This is a genomic window from Lunatimonas lonarensis (assembly GCF_000390185.1).
Classification (GTDB): Bacteria; Bacteroidota; Bacteroidia; order Cytophagales; family Cyclobacteriaceae; genus Lunatimonas; species Lunatimonas lonarensis.
The window spans coordinates 35,650-57,230 of sequence record NZ_AQHR01000044.1 but is presented as its reverse complement, the minus strand read 5'-3'; the positions used below and the strand labels follow the sequence as shown (position 1 = coordinate 57,230).

The window sequence follows — 21,581 nt, the reverse complement described above, 5'->3', positions numbered from 1 at the left end:
TTTATCTTTCATTTTATTTGATGCTTGCTTAAGTAAAACATCTTTACAGTGTTTTATACAAGTAAAATAGATTATTTTGAGAGAGGAATTATTGATCAGATTTTTGCGTGGGGAATGCTCTAAAGTTGAAGAGCATCAAATTCACCAATGGCTGGATACGCCTGCTGGCAGAAATCAGTTGGAGGAACTGATGGAAAAGAAGTGGGAAGAGAAATCGGGTGATATTGGGGATGAGACGGATTATAACGGATTACTGAAAAAAATACATTCACGCGTACTTGTGCCTACAGGCAGCAAAAGACGCCGATTGGAGAAAAATATAGCATTGAAAAGTTTGAAGTTAGCGGCTTCGTTGTTTCTGGTGTTTTTTAGTGGTTATTTTTTGTCATTGAGTTGGGTAAAACGAGGTCATGAGCCACAGGACATGCTGGTAAGCACGCCGGTAAAGTATTTTGAAAGGGTAACAGGGGCTGGTGAAAAGTTGACTTTATCCATGCCTGATGGATCCCGGATTATCCTAAATTCAGAATCAGTCCTTTGGTTTGATTCTGAATATGGCCTTATTGACCGGACGATAAGGCTAAATGGAGAGGCCTTTTTTGAAGTAGTTTCTGATTCAAATAAGCCCTTTAAAGTTGATACCGATGGATTGACCACCTATGCGCTAGGTACATCCTTTAACATATCAACAAGGCATTCAAGCTATAAAGTTGCGTTAACCGAAGGTAAAGTAGCAGTGGTGGCTGATAAAGAAACTGTAAATCTTGATCCAGGGCAAATGGCTGTATGGAAGCCTGACCACCAGAGAAACGAAATCAAAATTTCCTATTTTGATGCCGAAAAAATAACCTCTTGGAAGGATGGCCGCTTGGCTTTCGACAAAAAGAAACTACACCTTATCTTTAAAGACTTGGAAACTTGGTATGGAGTAAGGATACTACTGGATCCTAATTTAAATGGCAACCAGCTAGTATCCGGTACTTTTGAAAACAAGAATTTAAAGGATATTCTCACTGGATTGGCATTTTCTATGTCATTTTCCTTTGAGTTAAATGGAAATCAAGTGATCATAAAAAAATAAATGCCTATGTAAAACAAAACAACAGGGTAAACTCTCCATCGCCAAATGAATCCATTTACCCTGAGATATTTTAAAGCTATAAACCTTAAAACAATCAAAGTTATGAAGAAAAAATTACTGTACCTAATTAGAATGGTATCTAGAAATGTATTGTATGGCCTGCTGATTCAATGTGTAATGATGTCCACCCTAATGGCACATGAAATCAAGGCGCAGATAAAGCCGATAGACCAAGCTGTTGTAAGATTGGCTAGATTGGAGTCCCAGCTTCCGGAGATCTTTAGGGACATAGAAGCCAGAACTGACTACAGGTTTGTATATCCGGCCGAAATCATGGAGGAAAAAATTCAAATTAGCCTAAAAAGCAAAAAACAAACGGTTAATGACATATTGGTGGAAGTAGGAACTGCGGCCCGATTAAGGTTCAAGCAAGTTGATAACACCATTTATGTGGCGAAGCCTGAGGACGCATCTGATGACGGAAGAGTGGAAATTTCAATTGATATGGTTGAGATAACCGGAAGAGTTACCGATGAAAAGGGCGAGCCTATTCCCGGTGCAACGGTTATTGTCGAAGGAACTTCGTTGGGCACAGTGACCAATATTGATGGAGGTTTTACCTTGGATGCTCAAGAGGGTGCTGTTTTATTGATTTCATTTATCGGCTATCAGTCGCAACGAGTCACGTTGGGTAGTCAGACCTCGCTAAACATCGTTCTGAGAGAGGACTTATCCTCATTACAGGAGGTTGTAGTAGTTGGATATGGTACGCAGGAGAAAGCGAAACTTACAGGTTCTGTTGCAAGTGTCAAAGCTGACGATATAGATTTTATCCCAACCTCCAATTTGTCCAATCTCCTAGCCGGAAGGGCACCTGGCGTTCAGATAGTTCAATCTTCTGGTTTTGCAGGGGCACCATCCAGTATTTCGATTAGGGGTAGTGCCGCAATTGCCGGATCTTCTCCCCTTTATGTTATAGATAATGTGATTAGATCAAGGGTTGATTTTGATGCGTTGGATCCAAATGAAGTAGAAAGCATAAGCTTTTTGAAAGATGCGGCCACGGCAGCAATCTACGGTGCTAGGGCTGCCAATGGAGTTGTATTGGTTACTACCCGTCAGGGGACAACGGGCAAGCCGGTTTTTAATTATAAGAGCTTCTTTACAACCTCAAGGCCAACGATGCCTTTGCCTCGTTACACAGCGACCCAGGAGTTGGAATACATCAATTCAGTTGCGGAGACTTTTGGGAATCCCCTTCCCATTTCAGAGGAGATATTCAGGTACTTCGAAGATAAAAACTATGAATTGAACGACTATATCTGGCGGAATCCATCCTCTCAGCAGCACAATCTCAGCGTCAATGGTGGAACAGAGAGTATTACCTATTATATGATGCTTGGAACGAATTCCGATAAAGGTTCTTTTACAAACACCGACTATTCAAGATATAATTTCCGAAGCAATGTTACGGCCCGAATCACAAAGGACTTACGTGTTAACTTGAATCTAAGCGGGAATAAGCGGGTTACAAACAGATTTTTTTGGCCTTATGACTGGGATGGGGGAGAAGGATTTGAGTTATCCGACTTTTACAGGACAACCTTTAATTGGTCAAGATTGTATCCATTCTTTGTAGACGCGGATGGGAATCCTACCTCGAATAGGGATACTGGTTTTCCCATAGGCCGTGGTGCCTGGAATCCTGTTCTTATGCTTGAAAATGGGAACTATAGAAAGATTGACAGAAATTCATTTAATGGAATAATTAAAATTGACTATGATTTACCATTTTTGGATGGATTGACTACCAGTGTGATGGCGAATTATTCATTCGATTCCCGAAACCAAAAAAACTTTGTTATCCACAACCGTTCCTATTTGTTCCAGCAAGGTTCTGCAACTAATCCCTATGTGCCAGGCCCAATAGATCCGAGTAAGTTAAATATACATAATTTATCCAGGTCTTTTGAGGGGATAGATGAAAGTGCTACGTTTGGAGACAGCTATCAATTCAACTGGTTTTTAGATTATAACAGGAGTTTTGGTGATCACTCAATTTCGGGAACGTTTATTTATGAACAAGCCGAATTTCAGGGAAAGACGTTCAGTGGTTCAGCTGATCAGTTGTTAACCAGTAGTGTTGACCAGATTTTTGCGGCGTCTACTGATACACAACGACGTTATTTTACCGGAAGTGAGTCTCAATTTGGCAGGGCTTCGTGGATTGGCAGGACTCGTTACGAGTTTTCTGCCAAGTATATTGCTGAATTTTCCTTCAGATACGATGGAAGTCACCGTTTTCCCAAAGAAACCAGATGGGGGTTTTTCCCATCCGGATCGGTGGCATGGAGAATTACCGAAGAGAATTTTTTGGACATCCCCGCGCTTAGCGAACTGAAATTTAGGGCTTCAATAGGAACCACAGGGGATGATAATGTTGCCCCATTCCAGTTTCAGAATAATTTTGTTCCAAGTGCCGGATATGTTTTTGGAAATACGCTTTATAATGGTATTCGCGCAGGAACTCCTCCAAACCCAACTATTACCTGGGCTAAAATGGTCGCATATAATTTTGGGTTTGATTTTGGATTATTTAATGACAAGTTGGTTGGGTCTTTTGATTACTTCCATAACCATAGGTATGATTTGTTGAGGCGGCGAATACGGGTTATTCCAGGAACCTACGGAGCTCCGCTGAGCGATGAGAACTATGCCGAAATTGATGTCAAAGGTGCCGAGTTTTCTCTTAATTACAGAAATAGTGTTGGCAGGGTAAATTATACCATTGGAGCAAATATCGGTTATGCCAAAGACAAAGTCCTAGTAATCGACGAACCTGTCGGCCTCGAAGATTGGAGGACGGCAATAGGACACCCGATAAACCGAATTTGGGGATATAGATCACGTGGAATAATCAGAGATCAGGCAACCCTTGAAGCATTACCGGAAGGATTCATGCAGTTTGGTAGAGAGCCGATGCTGGGGGTAATCCTTTACGAAGATATTCGAGGAGTTAATAGAACCGAAGGCTCGGACGGAATTGTTGACGAAAACGATCAAGACTGGTTATCTGATAATGCCATCCCAAGGATTAACTATGGTATAAATGGGGGTTTTTCCTGGCGAAATTTAAAAGTTGACTTCTTGCTGCAGGGAGTTGGAGCATTTGATAAAATTGTAAAGACACAAAACACGAGTACTGGAGGAGTGTTTCAGACCGGTGATAGACCCTATTTTGATCTTTGGACGAACCGTTGGACACCAAACCGTACAGATGCGCCCTACCCCAGAGCGGGCGGTTGGGGTATGCCGGAATTTGGATGGGGCCCATCGGATTTTTGGATACGAAGTGGTGCTTATCTGAGGTTGAAAAACCTAAATATTGCGTATGACATTCCCTCTAGATTTCTTACCGCCAATAACATTAATCTGCAATTTTTCTTTAATGGAACAAATCTCTTTGTATTATCCGCATTCACGGAATATGACCCTGAACAAGATAGGCTTGATTCCTATCCGCTCATGAAGTCTTATACAGGAGGAATAAATGTTAGGTTTTAATTTATTGAAGCAATGAAAAAAAATGTAAATCAAGTATATATCATAGCGGTCGCTTTATTGTTTATTGCGAGCTGTTCGGAAGATGTTTTGGATGTTAAAAATCTGTCGGTATATAATCCTGAAGACGTCTGGAATGACCCAACCCTTTCCAATGCATATTTAGTTGATCTGTATGCTTCAACTTTTACAGGATGGCCACTTAACGACGGAAACAACGCGGATGAATCGGTTGGCATTTTGGGGCAGGGATTTATACAAACTACGAATGGTTCATTTAAACATTGGCCTTTTACTAATATCAGAAAAGTCAATGTCTTGTTAAATGAAATTGATGGGGGAAATTTGCCGGAAAGTTCCAAAAGGACAATCAAAGCACAAGCCCACTTTATGCGTGCGTTTCATTACTTTAAAACGGTAGTTTTTCATGGAGGGGTTCCGATAATCAAAGTTCCGCAACTTTTGACTGATGATTTAATGGTTCCTCGCAATTCCACCTTGGAATGTTTCGAGTTTATATTGGAGGATTTAGATATCGCTATATCAGGGTTACCTGATCGATTTACAGGGGGTGACTTCGGGCGGGTTGATAAAGGTGCAGCCATGGCTTTCAAAGGGAGGGTACTATTGTATATGGCAAGCCCCCAGTTTAACCCGTCAAATCCTTACAACAATGCATTCTGGCAAACTGCCTACGAAGCCAACCGCGCTGCCTTGACCTTTTTGGAAGCCCAAGGCTATGGATTAATGCCGAATTATTCGGATATCTGGATGGAATCTGCCAATAAGGAGGTAGTTCTTGCTACCGTGTATAGAAATCCGGTGAAAGTTAACGGAAGACAAGAGCATTGTGTCCGCCCAATCTCCCAATCAAGGAACTGCACGGGAGGGGATCAACCGATATGGAAATTAGTAACGTCTTTTCCGATGAAGGACGGTGCCAAACCAGGTGAATCAAACAATTATACTTACGATGTGCAACGGTTTTGGGAGAATCGAGATCCAAGGTTTTATGAAATTGTCGTATATAATGGATCTCTTTACGAACTGGGTGGCGCAAAAGGGAGGCGGCAATATACAGATATACAACTAGGCGGCATTGACGACGGGTTTGGTCCAGGCTCGAATTTTGGCAGGTCTGGGTTTTATACAAAGAAAGGCATTCAAATAGATTTGCCAATTGAACAAGCAGAGCTCAATGATGTTGATTGGGTCGAGATCAGATTCGCAGAGGTTCTGTTCAACCTGGCCGAATCTGCAAACGAAACGGGTCGTTCGAACGAGGCTTTTCAGATTCTAAAGCAAATTCGCGAAAGAGCAGGTATTGACCCCGGAACTGACGCCAATTTTGGACTGAAAAGTGAAATGACACGGGACGAAATGAGAAAAGCCATTTACGACGAAAAGTTTATTGAGTTCGCTTTCGAGGGCAAACGATTCTGGGATCTTAGAAGAGCAAGACTGCTTCACACGCAAATTGATGGCATGCGAAAGTTTGGTCTCCAAGCGAAATTGAAGGAAGGATTGAACCCAATAAGTGGCCGGGAATTCATGCCCGAGGATTTTGATTATGAAGTAACGGAGTTGTTTAACACCGGTCAAACCGAAATGTATACGCCGGATACCTATTATTTTTTTCCTATTCATAGGGACGAAATCGAAAGAAATCCGAATTTGCTTCAAAATAAGGGCTGGGACGAAGGCACGTTTGACCCCACCATAAATTAGTAATTATCAAGTTCGATTCTAGGAGAATGGGACTTAATTGGTTCCATTCTCCACATTAAGTATAGTACCTTATTGCATATCGCCAAATGTACAGAGTAATCTATATAACGAAAATTTACTAGTGTTGGTCTTTGTTGTTAAGTTTTGATTATAATTACCCTTAAAAATAGAATAATGCGCTGGAGTTCCTTGTTTTTGCTTTTGATTGTATCGCTTTCTTTTTCTGGTTTGGCACAGACCATTGTCCTGGAAACGGACTTTATGATGTTTGAAATCAATACAAAAGGCCGGATAGTCGGCTTATCTGATAAGGGATCGGGGAAGCAATTTTTGCCATACAACCACGATACACCCCTTATCAGTATCAGGTCTGGTGGCGTTTTTTTGAAGCCAGAGGAAATGAGGGTCTTCGATGATCATTTGTCCATTAGTTTTGGAGAAGTTAATGCTACGTTGAATGTAAAGGTCAAGCAGCACGACAGGTACCTGTCTTTTGAGATTCTTTCCGTGGCTTCCGAGGTGGACATTGATCTGGTCGCCTGGGGTCCTTACCCTACCACAATAAGTGAGATAATCGGTGAGTCGGTAGGGGTTGTCAGAAACTCGGAATTTGCCCTCGGCATTCAGGCACTCAATGTGAAGACCCTCGGCGGGTTTCCGACCACGGAAGACGACGTGGAGCCCGCCTACGATATATTCGAGACGGGTAATTTGGCGGATGTGGAGGCAGATTGGAGGCAAAAGAAATTTTACCGGGGTCAGACCGCAAAGCCGATTGAGGGTGGTTCACTTTTACAGGCTTATACACGGGATAGGAGCAGGGAGCGGGTGATCGAAAACTGGGGACATACCCATTACGTTGCCCCGGCGTTTGACGATGGGGGAATCGTAGGCAGTAAGATAGCGCTTTTTGGCTGTCCGGCGGGGAACGCATTGGAGGTCATTGGACAAATTGAACTGGCCGAAGGGCTGCCACACCCAATGATTGACGGGGAATGGGCCAAGACTGCCCGATCGGCGACGGCATCCTACCTCATCGTTGGCTTTAGCGAGGATGACCTGGATGATGCGTTGGCCCTGACGAAAAAGGCCGGCTTAAAATACCTATACCATGGACACCCCTTCAAATCCTGGGGGCATTTTCCTCTTATAGAAAAATCATTCCCCGACAATTGGCAAAGTATGAAGCGCAGTGTTGACAGGGCAAAGGAGCAGGGGATTTCGCTGGGCGTTCATACGCTGAGCAATTTTATACAGACCAATGATCCGTATGTGACACCGATCCCTGATCAACGCTTGGCCAAGGTGGGGGAAAGTGTGTTAGCAGCTGATTTGGACGAAAACTCAGAAGAGGTTTTTATCGAGTCTCCGGTGTATTTTGATCAAATGAAAAACAATTCCCTAAAGTCTGTTCTAATTGGAAACGAGATTGTTCGTTACAATAAAGTATCGGATAGTCAACCTTGGCGTTTGGAGGGGTGCGTCAGAGGGGCATTTGGAACCACTCCATCCGCCCACAAACAGGGTGCTGTAATAGGGAAATTAATGGATCACGGTTACAAAGTTTTCCTAAGTGATGCACAGCTTTCCGAAGAAATTGCCATTACCCTGGCCAACCTGTTTAATGAGACGGGTCTTCTGCAGATTTCTTTTGACGGCCTCGAAGGAGTATGGTCTACCGGTATGGGACAGTATGCCCGCGCATTGTTTACGAAAACCTGGTACGACCATTTACATCCTTCCATCAAAGGAAGGGTGATAAACGATGCCAGTAACCCAAGTCATTTCAACTGGCATATAAATACCCGCTATAATTGGGGCGAGCCTTGGTATGCGGGCTTCAGGGAGAGCCAAACTCAGTATAGATTGATGAACCAGGATTTTTACAGGAGGAATCTTCTACCGGCCATGCTGGGGTGGTTTAGCATGAATTCACAGACCAGCATCGAAGATACCGAGTGGCTGCTGGCTAGAGCGGCTGGATTTGATGCCGGATTTGCATTCAATGTGAATTTAAACCACGTGGCGCAGAACAATGCGAGCGATGCGGTATTTGAGGCTATAAAAACCTGGGAAACAGCCCGAATGGCGGGCGCTTTTACGCAAGAGCAAAAGCTTCGCATGGAGGATATTGGAAACGAATTCCACCTGGAGCAAATTGGCGAAAACAGGTGGAATCTTTATCAGTATAAAATAGAGAGGTTCCTGTACGAGCAAAAGGTTCGTCAACCAGGGGAGCCGCTATATTCAGTCTTTGAATTTGAAAACCCCTATGAACAGCAGCCCCTTATGTTTTTGATTACGCTGAGTCCAGATAAGGACGAGCCCCAAACCGTTTTAGAGCGAATCAGTATTGAAATCAACGACTACCATACCTTGGATATCCCTGTTAATATGGCCCATTCCCACATTCTTAAACTCGATCAGACGGGGAGTATCGGGTTGTACGACAAAAACTGGAATCGGCTAGCCACGTATGATTTAGGCAAAAAACTGCCCTCTTTGGAAAAAGGAAGAAATAAAGTAACGGTAGATGCCGTCTTTTCGACCGATGGGCTTTCAATAGTCAATATAGAAATGAAATCGGTTAGTCAAGCCGAAACAGTAGGTTTGTAATGGATACACTACAGATGTTTTATTAATCAACCGAATATACTCACATGCGTATTAGGTCAATATCTCTCAAGAAGTATATGTATGCAACAGCGGTTTGTGTACTTTTATCACTGGGCTTTGGTTGCAATGAGCCCGAGAAGTATCGTACCGTTCGGTTCGGTGTTTTTACGGATGCCCATTTGTCATTGATGCATGATTCCGAATACAGGTTGGATACATTTATCGATGAAATGATTCAGGAAAAGCCGGACTTTATCATTGAGTTGGGTGATTTTTTTCCACCTGACGAAAAATTTGCCCATTTTTATGGTATTTGGAACAAATACGATGGTGAAAAATACCATGTGATTGGAAATCACGAAACCGATGGTGGTTTTTCGCTGGTAGATGTACTAAAAAGCCGAAAAATGGAGAATTCGTATTACTCCTTCCAAAAAAGCGGATTTCATTTCATCGTTTTGGATGGTAACGATCAGAAAAGCCCCGATACAAAACCTTATTTTCGGTATATTGGAAATGACCAAATCGAATGGCTGAAAGAAGATTTGAAAGAATCTTCGCTTCCGGTGGTTGTTTTTTCCCATCAGGAGTTGTTTTGCCCGGAGGGAGAGGAAGGTATGGGTGTAGAAAATTACCGGCAAATCCAGGAGATATTCGAAGCTCATAACGTAAGCCGACCTGATGGCCGAGTCATTGCTTGTTTTAATGGCCATACCCATTTTGATCATGTGGAAAACGTAAATGGGATATGGTACATCCAAATCAATTCGATGTCATATAACTGGCTTGGGGGCGAATTTACCTATAATCGCTTTACCGATGACATTGATAGCGAATTTCCGTTTGTCAAGTACACAGCACCGTTTAAAGATCCACTTTTTGCCACCGTTGAGATTTCCACTCAGGGCTACATCAAAATCGTAGGACGCCAATCTGAATGGATAGTGCCCGATCCCTGGGAGTTGGGCTATCCTGATAGATTCAAAAAGTACATGAGTCCGAAGATATCGGATCGCTACTTGGAGTTTTGATATGAAGAGACAATTCAATTATTGGATGATGTATACTACTTATTTTTGCCGCGTTACAAAACATACGCTGTTGTTTTCTTTGCTTGTTTGGCTGGTTTTGGGATCGTTGACCTCCTGCCAAGACAAGGAAGAGATAGACCTCAGTGGGCTGCTGCACGAAATGATAGACAGAGATAAGATAACCCGTTTTCCTAAAGTTGGTTATAAATCCCTACAAGCCAGTAGCTACAATAGAGAGTCGGTGTCTCCCGACCTGCCCGGATGGTTTGCCGATTCCGACGGAATTGGTTTTATAAGAACGGAGGAAGTCAACGGCAGCACTGAGTGGGTCATCATGGAGGATGATGGGCCGGGTGTTATTTCAAAAATTTGGGCTGTATGCTTTTATTATTCCTTGGAAGACACGACGGGAGGAAATATTAAGATTTATCTGGATGGGGATGAGCAACCCGTTATTAATACAAATTTTTTTTCCTTGGTTAAGGGACAGGATTTTATAAAGCCACCATTTGCGGAGGAGAGTACCCGTGCGGGTAATTTGTATTTCCCAATTCCCTATGCGAAGAGTTGCAAAATTACCACGGATAAGCCATCGTTTTACAACATTATAAATTACCGTAAATACCCGGAAGGCACACCTGTGAAAACCTTTACCATCGAAGAGTTTGAAAGAGTATTACCAATTTCGGAGAAGGTTGCTTCTGTTTTGTCAAATCCGCCCAATCAACGGGGACCTGAAATTGTACAGCGATCGGTGCTGAAAAATGGGGAAGTACTACATGTGGATCTTCCCACCGGCTCATTCGCCGTAAGTCATCTGGAAATTAACATTCATTCAGCCGATAATTTGCCCCAGGCACTCAGGTCCACCGTACTTACCGGCATCTTTGACGGCGATACCACGGTTTGGTGCCCAGTGGGGGATTTCTTTAACAATGTAGGGAAAGTCACTCCCTATACAATGTGGGAACGATCGGTGGAACAGGACGGCACCATGGTAAACAGATGGATGATGCCCTATATGGAAAGTGGGGCGATAAGCCTGACGAATCTGTATGATTTACCAGTTGATATTTCCGTAAAGGTTGTCGCTGAAAACTACCGCTGGGATGAGGCAAGTATGCATTTTTATGCCACTTGGCGCATGGATCCGCCGACACCTACCTTTCCCCTTTTTGATTGGAATTTTCTTTCGGCTGAGGGAAAAGGTGTGGTAGTGGGAGACCAATGGACCGTACTCAATCCCGCCGAAGGTTGGTGGGGTGAAGGGGACGAGAAGATCTATGTGGACGATGACTTTGAGGCTAATTTTCCATCCCATTTTGGAACTGGCACAGAGGATTATTACGGTTGGGCCGGCGGCTTGGTACCCACTCCGGAAGACCAATTCTCCAAACCATTTCTTGGCAACATAATTGTCGGAGAACCCCGCTCGCAGGGTTACAATGTTTGTACGCGAACGAGGGTTCTTGATGCCATTCCATTTCAAAATCGACTAAAGTTTGATTTTGAGTCCTCCTGCGGTATCAGGCAAAGCTGGTTCTATTTGCAGTATTCACAGACGACTTTTTGGTACGGACGACCGGGAGTAGCCCACAATAGGCAGTCCGACCCTAAGATGGCATCGGCAACACTTCCTACCGTCGAGGACCTTCAACGGAAGATAGACCTAGCCAAAAAGGAACGTTTTGTAGTCGATAATGCCATAGAAGCCGAATATTTAATCCCTTCAAATATGTCGGACTCGGTAGTCGAAAATTTTTCAGAAATCGGAGTCTGGGGCGAAACCAGCAACGAGGATATGAAAAATCTTTGGTTTACGGGAATGGGGGATTTTGTGGAGTTTTCACTTACAGAGCAATTTGAGAAATCCAATGTGCGAATTGCCTTGGCGGTAGGGGAATACAGTGGTATTTTTGACATTTATGTGAATGATACGTTTATACTTTCTCAAGATCTCTACTCAAATCACCCGGGAATTACCACCCCCTACATAAATCTAGGCCTGGTCAATCCGGTAAGTAATTCTTTCAAAATCAAGTTTGTATTAAAAGGGATAAACCAAGCGGCCAAGAGGAAGGAGCAGAAATCAGCGCTTGGGATTGACTTTTTCCTAGTGGAAAATGATTTTTTGAAGAGGTGAGTAAGTAAAAGGAATATTGGAGTGGCTTTTATCATTTTAGGTTTTTTTGTCTTACATTCGTGACAGATGGGTTTTTTAGAAAAAACATCGGTAAATGGTAGAAGATAGCGTGAAAGAGATATCCGGATCGGGCTATATCCATACATTGTATATGTGCTGGGAAAGATCGCTTATTTTATAGGCAGGATGCTACCAAAGAAAGGGGTTGCCCGTAGGTAGCCTCGGTGCGGGACAAATCATGACTATTGAAGGACAAACTATACACGAATGAAGACCAATCGAAGAGATTTCCTAAAGTTGTCCGGTGTCGCAGGTACCGGACTTGCAGGCGCAGGCCTTGCTGGATTCACCCAGCGGGATACCGATATGCAGCCATTCCAACCGCCCAAATGGGAGCGGTTCAATATGTCAGGCTATGCAGCTCCCAAGATGGACGTAGTCCGTATTGGCGTAATTGGAATAGGAAATCGGGGTTCCGGTGCGCTTCGCAGGTTGGTGCGAATCGAGGGAGTGGAGATCACCGCTATATCCGACTTGGATCCTGCCCGAGCCAAAAAAGGCAGCGAGACTGTTGGTGAATGGGGACACAAGCCCGTGCTATATTCCGGAGGTGCGGAGGATTGGAAAAAGCTTTGCGAACGCCAGGATGTCGATCTGGTTTATATTTGCACGCCATGGGCCCTGCACGCACCACAGGCCATATTTGCCATGGAACATGGAAAACATGCGGTTACGGAACTACCCTCGGCGCAGACCCTGGAGGATTGCTGGAAACTGGTAGAAACTTCCGAGAAGACCAAAAGGCATTGCATGCTCCTCGAAAATGTGTGTTATGATTTCTTCGAAATGATGACTTTGAACATGGCCAGGCAGGGCTTTTTTGGGGAAATCATGCATGGCGAGGGTGCCTACATACACGATCTGTTGATGGCTAACTTTAGCAAAACAGGCTATTCAAATATGTGGAGACTGGAAGAGAATGCCAGCCGAAACGGAAACCTCTATCCCATGCATGGTTTGGGATCCATCGCACAGATCATGGATATCAACTACGGGGATAAAATGGATTTTCTTGTTTCCGTTTCCACAGATGACTTTATGATGGGAAAAAAGGCGGAGGAATTGGCGCAGGCGGATGACTTTTGGAAGCCTTACGTAGGAAGGCCGTATAGGGGGAATCTGAATACAAGCATCATAAGAACCAGTAGAGGAAAAACCATTATGCTGCAACATGACGTGACCTCGCCCAGACCCTATTCCAGAATCCATTTGCTAAGTGGTACCAAGGGGGCGGCGATGAAGTATCCCGAACCCGGGCGAATAGCCACGAGTCACGAGGGATGGCTTTCTGAGGGTGAAATGAAGGCCATTGAAGAAAAGTATACACCGGAGATTACAAAGCGGGTGGGTGAAATGGCCAAGCAAGTTGGCGGCCATGGAGGCATGGACACCCTGATGGATTGGAGACTTATAGATTGTCTGCGAAATGGGCTGCCGCTCGATATCAATGTGTACGACGCCGCGGTTTGGAGTTCCATCGTGCCGCTTTCCGGGGCTTCAGTTGCCAATCGTTCCATGCCGGTAGAAGTTCCTGACTTCACAGGAGGACTTTGGCGAAGCAACAAGCCTTTGATGGATATTAACTTGGTACATGGAGGGAATACCCGGCTCAAGATGAGTAAATAAATGATATAGAGGTTTTTTGTTGACTTCTATACGGTCAGCATAGGTGAAGTAGGCTGATATCTTCATTCGGTTCTCGTGTTACCTAGGCAAAATCGGGTATTTTCGCAGAAAGCCAAACAGGTTTTTCCGTTTGTTATAGTTAGTTTAAAAAAGCTCAATCACTTCCAGATTGCCATGACTACACCAAAATCAGTAAATCATTCTATCTTCAAATCCTTTGCGTACCTAGTAGTTTCACTTTTTGTTTTTAACATTCACTCAGCCCATTCCCAGTCGCCATCCTATGATCTTGTTATCTATGGGGGAACCTCCGCGGGTGTGGCGGCAGCGATACAGGCTGCGCGCATGGGTAAGTCCGCCATTCTGATAGAGCCGTCCAATCATGTAGGTGGTTTGACCACAGGTGGCTTGGGTGCTACCGATATCGGAAACAAACAGGCAATAGGGGGGATTTCGCGGGAGTTTTATCAGCGTATAAAAGACTATTATGATAAACCCGAAAACTGGAAATGGCAAGATCGTTCGGATTATTTTACCCGCCCAAACGAAGGCAGATCCCGTGAGGGCGAAGATGCCATGTGGACTTTTGAGCCAAGTGCTGCCAAAATTGTGTACGATGAGATGTTGCGTGAGGCTGACATCAAATTAATTACCAATCAGCGTCTAAATCGTAGCAGCGGTGTAAAGGTTCAAGGCAGCCGAATACAATCCATTACCATGGAAAGTGGTGAGACGTACAATGGGAAAATGTTTATGGACGCAACGTATGAGGGTGACCTTATGGCCGCCGCCGGGGTATCCTATACGTATGGCAGAGAGGCAAACAGCGCGTATGGGGAGACCCTAAACGGTGTGCAGGCAAACTACTTTGGTATTACGCTGCGGGGAGAGGTCTCACGTAATGCCGTTCACCATAATTTTATTCCCGGTGTGGATCCTTACATCAAGAAGGGAGACCCTTCCAGTGGGTTGTTGCCTTTTATTATCCAAGGCGGCCCTGGCATCGATGGATCTGCCGACAAAGGTATTCAGGCTTACTGCTTCAGAATGACGCTAACCGACCATCCGGACAACCGGATACCTTTTGCCAAACCGGCCAATTACCGGGAGCTTGATTACGAATTGCTCTTCCGAAACTACGAGGCGGCGACCGGTCCCATCGAAAAGATGTACCACTATGGAGACCCGTTGGTTCCCTGGATCAATACCCCCATGCCAAACCGCAAAACAGATACCAACAACCAAAAAGGTTTTTCCACCGATTTTATTGGTCAAAACCACGATTATCCGGAGGCTTCGTACGAGGAGCGTGAGGCCATGGCAAAGCAGCACTTGGAATACCAACAAGGCCTGATGTGGACCTTGGCCTACCATCCCCGAATCCCGAAGCAGGTACGGGATGTGGTCTCCAAATGGGGAATGGCCAAGGATGAATTTACCGAGCACGAAGGATGGACGCCGCAGCTCTATGTGCGGGAAGCACGCCGGATGATCAGTGATTACGTGGTCACCCAAAAGGATTGTGAAAGTCTCGTGCCCGAGGTGGAGGATGCGGTAGGCTTGGCTGCCTATGGCATGGATTCCCACATGGTGCAGCGGTATGTGGATCATAATGGCTATGTGCAGAACGAGGGCAATTTTGAGGCCCATGTAAGGGCTCCCTATCCGATTCCTTACCGCGCCATCGTCCCCAAGAAAGGCGAGACCGAAAACCTGTTTGTGCCTGTATGCGTGAGCTCGACTCATGTGGCCTTTGGTTCCATCCGAATGGAGCCGGTATTTATGGTGTTGGGGCAGTCAGCCGCTACCGCCGCCGTGTTGGCCATTGATAACGATCAGGCCGTACAAGATGTCGACTATGCGGTGCTCCGTGCCCGATTGTTGCAGGACAAGCAAGTGTTAAGCTCTAAGCCCTAAAAGCTACTGTTCCGTTACTGGTCCCTTAGGAAATATCCATTGAATCAATAAACCGAAATAACCATGATTAGAAAAAAATTGAACCTGTTTCTTGTGTCCCTATGGTCGGTATGGATGTTACAGTCATGTGGAAATCCGCCCTTGGTCGATTCAACTGACTTGGTAATTTACGGAGGTACCTCGGCAGCTATCACGGCGGCGGTGCAGGCCAAAAAAATGGGCAAGTCCGTAATCATCGTGTCACCCGATAAGCACCTAGGAGGGTTGACTTCCGGAGGGCTTGGATGGTCTGATACGGGCAAAAAAGAAGTTATCGGAGGCCTCTCCCGGGAGTTTTACCAACGGGTATACGACAAATACCAACAGGAGAATGCGTGGAAATGGGAGGCCAAGTCTGATTTTGGCAACAAGGGGCAGGGAACCCCCGCCTTGGATGGCGAGTTTAAGACCATGTGGATTTTCGAACCCCATGTGGCCGAAGAGGTATACGAAGAGTGGATTGCCGAATTGGGAATAGAGGTGCTGCGTGACGAGTGGTTGGACAGGGAAACGGGCGTTACGGTTGAGAACGGGAAGATTACCGCGATACGGACTCTAAGCGGTAAGGAATTCAAAGGCAAGATGTTTATGGATGCGACCTACGAAGGGGACTTGATGGCTGCCGCTGGGGTCAGTTATCACGTGGGTAGAGAGGCAAATTCAGTATACAGCGAGGAGTGGAATGGTGTCCAAACGGGCGTTTACCACCATAGGCACCACTTTCAGGTTTTGGACCAGCCCATTGATCCCTATTGGATTCCGGGTGATCCTTCCTCGGGGTTGTTGCCAAGAATCAGCGCAGAGCACCCTGGCATAAAGGGAGAAGGAGACGACAAGGTGCAGGCTTATTGCTTCCGCATGTGCATGTCCAACCACCCGGACAACCGTATCCCTTTTCCACGACCGGCCAACTACGATTCCACCCAGTACGAGTTGTTGGTTAGGATTTTTGATGCAGGTTGGGATGAATGGTTTGATAAATTTGACTTAATCCCCAATCGAAAAACCGATACCAATAATCATGGCCCTTTCAGCTCGGACAACATAGGGATGAACTACGACTATCCTGAAGCTAGCTACGAGCGGCGTAAGGAGATTATTCAGGAGCACAGGGATTATCAAAGCGGGCTGTTGTATTTTGTGCAAAATGACCCCCGAATTCCGGAGAAAACCCAGATAGCTTTCAAGGAATGGGGTCTTGCCAAGGACGAATTTGTGGACAATGATCATTGGCCCCATCAGATATACGTAAGGGAAGCTAGGCGTATGATAGGAACCTACGTGATGACGGAAAACGAGTTGCTCCAAAAGTGGCCAACCCCCCAATCTGTCGGGATGGGTTCATATACGATAGACTCCCACAACATACAGCGCTATGTAGATGAAAATGGCCACGTGCAAAACGAGGGAGATATCGGTGTGCCGCTTCCAGGCCCCTATGAGATTGCCTATGGATCGTTGATCCCCAAGAAAGAGGAATGCAGCAACCTGGTCGTGCCAGTTGCCGTTTCTGCCAGTCATATCGCCTTTGGATCCATTCGGATGGAGCCGGTTTTTATGATTTTGGGGCAGTCGGCGACTACTGCGGCGATGATGGCCCTGGATCAGGGAATTGCCGTCCAGGATCTGTCCTATACGTCCTTGAGGGAACGTCTTTTGGCAGATGGGCAGGTGTTGACAATGGAGGATCGGATCATCGCCAAGTAGGTGAAAGGAATAGCACCCATAGCGATAGTGATGGCATGCTGTTTTGGGCAGCTAGCATGCACTGAATCCACGAAGAAAGACCTCCTGGCACCTACGCATCCCAATGTGGTTATCATCCTTGCTGATGACCAAGGATGGGGCGACTTAAGCCACAGTGGAAACAGGAACCTTTCCACCCCTCACATTGACCAGTTGGCGATACAGGGGGTAAGTTTTGACCGATTTTATGTGCAGCCTGTATGTTCACCTACCCGGGCAGAGCTGCTTACGGGTAGGTATCACTTGCGCTCTGGAGTTTATGGAACCTCGCAGGGCCAGGAACGTTTGGATTTGGATGAAGTGACATTGGCCGATGTTTTTCGGGCGGCTGGTTATGCTACGGCGGCATTTGGGAAATGGCACAACGGCACGCAATATCCCTACCACCCAAACGGACGAGGCTTCGATGAGTTTTACGGCTTTTGTTCTGGACATTGGGGGAACTATTTTAGTCCTGTGCTGGAGCACAATGGGGAGTTGGTACGGGGTAGCGGCTACCTGGCCGATGACCTTACCGAGCGGGCTATGGATTTTCTGGAGGAAAACAAAGACCGGCCCTTTTTACTGTACCTCCCGCTGAATACGCCACACTCTCCGATGCAAGTACCTGACAGGTGGTGGGATGAATTCAAGGGTAAGTCATTGCCAATGAGCCTTTCCTCAGAGCTGGCAGAGGATCTTGATTACACCAAGGCAGCCCTGGCCATGTGTGAAAACATCGATTGGAATGTCGGAAGACTGATGGGGAAGCTGGAATCCCTTGGATTGGATGAAAACACCATCGTAATCTATTTTAGTGACAATGGGCCGAACAGCACCCGCTGGAATGGCGGAATGAAAGGCCGAAAAGGCTCCACGGATGAGGGAGGTGTACGTACGCCTTTTTTTATTCAGTGGAAATCGACACTTGCTGCCGGTCAGGTTGTACCACAGATAGCGGGAGCAATAGATGTACTCCCCACATTGGTTGATCTGGCGGGAATTCCACTGTCGCCTACCAAACCACTCGACGGGAAAAGCCTGCTTCCCTTATTGCTTGACGCGCAGCAGGAGGATTGGGCAGATCGCACTATTTTCAATCATTGGAATGGACATACCAGCTTGCGAACCCAAGAGTTCCGTTTGGACAAAGATGGGAACCTCTTTCAGATGGTGTCGGATCCTTCGCAATCATCCCCCGTCAACGGGCTGTATCCGGAGATAGTGACGCAGCTTTCGAAAGCCAAAGAGGACTGGGAGAGGGAAATGTACAGGGAACGGGATGAATCCCAACGCCCCTTTACATTGGCACATCCAGACGCCCAAATTACACAGCTCCCCGCGCGTGATGGCATCCCACATGGAAATATTGTACGATCCAACCGATTTCCAAACGACGCCTTTTTTACCAACTGGGTAAGTACATCAGATAGCATCTCTTGGGATATAGAGGTTTTGGGCCGGGGGGATTTTCTGGTAGAAGCATTCTACACCTGTTCGGAAGAAAACGTGGGATCTAAGGTAGGTATGTACATTGGATCCTCAAGTCTGGAGTTTCAGGTGGGCGAACCGCATGATCCGCCACTTACAGGAATGGAGCACGACCGAGTGGAGCGCATGGAATCCTATGTCAAAGATTTCAAGCCAATGAGATTGGGGATTGTCCATCTCAGACCTGGAAAAGCCTCGCTTAGATTGAAGGCGCATGAAATCCCCGGTACTCAGGTCATGGATCTGCGGTCGTTGCTATTCACCAGAATCCACGAAACCATGGAATGATGCTATCAGAGAAAAATGAATAGTCCGCTACGAAAGATACCAAATTGTAGACACATGAAATCGAGCATGACGTAGCCGTCACACACTGGGATGCCCCGATAGCTATCCGGGGCTGCCATGCGAGATTCCATCCCGATAAACCGGGACAAGTTCTGACCATTAAAAAACAATTATAGACAGATGAAATTATTGAATGGTTTAATAGTATCGGCGTTTTTGGCCCTGTCGTGCAGCCAAAAGGTTGATATGCCAAGTTATGACGTTGTCGTTTATGGGGCAAACTCTGCCGGGATCATAGCGGCATACACGGCCAAAAAAATGGGCAAATCAGTGATCTTAATAGAACCCTCCAATCATCTGGGAGGATTGACCACGGGCGGTCTTGGATATACAGATATTGGAAACAAATTCGCCGTGACGGGTCTATCCAGGGATTTCTACCGAAGGTTGGGTGACCATTATGGGAAGTTTGAGCAATGGATTTTTGAGCCAAGTATAGCGAAAAAGACCTTTCAGAAGTACCTTGACCAGGCGGGTATTGAGGTTCAGTACGACTGGCAGCTGACCAATGTCGCGCTTACCGACGGCACCATTCAGCGTATATCCCTGCAACGCGCCAAAGGTATAGGGACTGAAACACGAGAGGTTAGCGGAAGGATGTTTATAGACGCTACCTATGAAGGAGATTTAATGGCAAAAGCGGGAGTGTCATATGCCATAGGCCGCGAACCCAATTCCCAATATGGCGAAACCTACAACGGAGTGCAATTAATGACCGGGCATCAGTTTCCGGATGGCGTGGATCCCTTTGTCGTTCGAGGGGATCCTTCCAGTGGACTGCTTTGGGGGATCAGTGACGACGACCTGGCACCTGATGGGACCGGCGACGATAAAATCCAAGCCTACAACTACCGTATTTGCCTTACCAATGATCCGGCTAACCGCGTGGAGATTACAGAGCCTGAAGGCTATGATCCGTCCCTGTTTGAGCTGCTGGTCAGACTGTTTGAAGCCCAGCCGCACCATAAGAGCCTTAACAACTACTTTATCTGGAGCCACATGCCCAATAGCAAAACGGATATAAACAACCGTGGAGGCTTTTCTACCGATATGATCGGGATGAATCACGAATATCCGGAAGCAGACTATGCACGACGACGGGAAATCATCGATGCACATACCCATTATACCAAATCCTTGCTTTATTTCTACAAAACGGATCCTCGGGTACCGCGGGAAATTCAAGAGCAGATCCAGGCGTGGGGGTACCCCAAAGACGAATACGTGGAAAATGGCAATTGGACACCGCAGCTATACGTCCGCGAAGTACGGAGGATGGTTGGGGAGTATGTGATGACCGAGGCTAACTGTGTGGGCAAGGAAGTCGTCAGTGATGGCGTGGGAATGGCGGCCTATACCATGGATTCCCATAACATACAGCGTATTGTCATAGAGAAAGACGGTGTAAAAATGGTAAAAAATGAAGGCAATGTGGAGATTGGCGGTTTTGGACCTTATCCCATATCCTACCGGTCGCTGATTCCCAAACGGACAGAAGCGACCAATTTGTTCGTTCCTGCGGCACTCTCGGCAAGTCATATAGCTTTTGGCTCCATTCGAATGGAACCCGTTTTTATGGTCTTGGGGCAATCCTCGGCAGTAGCCGCCTGTCATGCAATCGACCGTGGGGTTGCGGTGCAGGACGTGGATGTCCTGGACCTGCAAAAAGAACTCGAAGAAAACCCGCTTGCTGATGGCAGTATTCCGGAAATATTGGTGGACAATGACAGCGACCGCGTGATAATACAAGGAGATTGGGAGCGGGTTGCCAGAGGTGGGTACGGTTCCAGCTTTTTGCGGGATTCATCCAAAGGGCAACAAGCCAAATCGGTTCGCTTTTCGCCGAAAATTCTTCATGAGGGGGAATACGATGTGTACGTCTACTTTTCCAGAACTGCCGACGCAACAGCGCACACGACGGTTATTTCATCAGACGGAACAAAGGAAAAGGAGCAGGTAATAAAGGAATCAGATATCAGAGTAGAGGGGCAAACATCGGGCGAGTGGGTAGCCATCGGTAAGCAGCGACTGTCACCCGGGTCGGCTGCACACGTTACCATCTCAAACGCCGGAGCGGATGGAGCGGTCGTCGCAGATGCGGTATTGTGGGTGCCTATTCGGTAGAAAACTTCACAAAGCGACAGCATGGAGGGGAGTGACTTATGCTCTTGCCCCGCCGTTTTTTGAATCAAACGGCTCCAGCATCTACGTCCTA

At 46.1% G+C, this 21,581-nt stretch carries 11 protein-coding genes; all 11 read left to right on the top strand.

The window, feature by feature from the left end; all coding sequences use genetic code 11:
- Positions 1-76: 76 nt before the first annotated feature.
- Positions 77-1,081, top strand: a complete 1,005-nt coding sequence (locus tag ADIS_RS06830) for a FecR family protein (RefSeq protein WP_010853652.1) — start codon at positions 77-79, stop codon at positions 1,079-1,081.
- A gap of 102 nt (positions 1,082-1,183) precedes the next feature.
- Positions 1,184-4,645: a SusC/RagA family TonB-linked outer membrane protein gene (locus ADIS_RS06825; protein ID WP_010853651.1), complete on the top strand. Its 3,462-nt coding sequence runs from the start codon at positions 1,184-1,186 to the stop codon at positions 4,643-4,645.
- A 12-nt stretch (positions 4,646-4,657) separates the two neighbouring features.
- Positions 4,658-6,370 carry a RagB/SusD family nutrient uptake outer membrane protein gene (locus ADIS_RS06820; protein ID WP_010853650.1) on the top strand — a complete coding sequence of 571 codons (1,713 nt, stop codon included), beginning with the start codon at positions 4,658-4,660 and terminating at the stop codon, positions 6,368-6,370.
- A 174-nt stretch (positions 6,371-6,544) separates the two neighbouring features.
- A complete protein-coding gene (locus tag ADIS_RS06815) occupies positions 6,545-8,986 on the top strand; it encodes a hypothetical protein (protein ID WP_010853649.1) in 2,442 nt (813 codons plus the stop codon).
- A 44-nt stretch (positions 8,987-9,030) separates the two neighbouring features.
- Positions 9,031-10,017 carry a metallophosphoesterase family protein gene (locus ADIS_RS06810; protein WP_155907222.1) on the top strand — a complete coding sequence of 329 codons (987 nt, stop codon included), beginning with the start codon at positions 9,031-9,033 and terminating at the stop codon, positions 10,015-10,017.
- A gap of 1 nt (position 10,018) precedes the next feature.
- The gene (locus tag ADIS_RS06805) at positions 10,019-12,160 is read left to right on the top strand and encodes a glycoside hydrolase family 172 protein (protein ID WP_081634880.1); all 2,142 of its coding nucleotides are present in this window, start codon (positions 10,019-10,021) and stop codon (positions 12,158-12,160) included.
- A gap of 267 nt (positions 12,161-12,427) precedes the next feature.
- Complete coding sequence (locus ADIS_RS06800; protein WP_010853646.1) at positions 12,428-13,846, top strand: Gfo/Idh/MocA family oxidoreductase; 1,419 nt, start codon at positions 12,428-12,430, stop codon at positions 13,844-13,846.
- A 174-nt stretch (positions 13,847-14,020) separates the two neighbouring features.
- On the top strand, positions 14,021-15,763 hold the full coding sequence (locus ADIS_RS06795) for an FAD-dependent oxidoreductase (RefSeq protein WP_010853645.1): 1,743 nt from the start codon (positions 14,021-14,023) through the stop codon (positions 15,761-15,763).
- Between the two features lie 63 nt (positions 15,764-15,826).
- Positions 15,827-17,509 (top strand): FAD-dependent oxidoreductase, encoded by a 1,683-nt coding sequence (locus ADIS_RS06790; protein ID WP_010853644.1) that lies wholly within the window; start codon positions 15,827-15,829, stop codon positions 17,507-17,509.
- Positions 17,510-19,306 carry an arylsulfatase gene (locus tag ADIS_RS06785; RefSeq protein WP_238325398.1) on the top strand — a complete coding sequence of 599 codons (1,797 nt, stop codon included), beginning with the start codon at positions 17,510-17,512 and terminating at the stop codon, positions 19,304-19,306.
- Positions 19,307-19,486: 180 nt separating this feature from the next.
- Positions 19,487-21,490 (top strand): FAD-dependent oxidoreductase, encoded by a 2,004-nt coding sequence (locus ADIS_RS06780; protein ID WP_010853642.1) that lies wholly within the window; start codon positions 19,487-19,489, stop codon positions 21,488-21,490.
- Positions 21,491-21,581 lie beyond the last annotated feature (91 nt).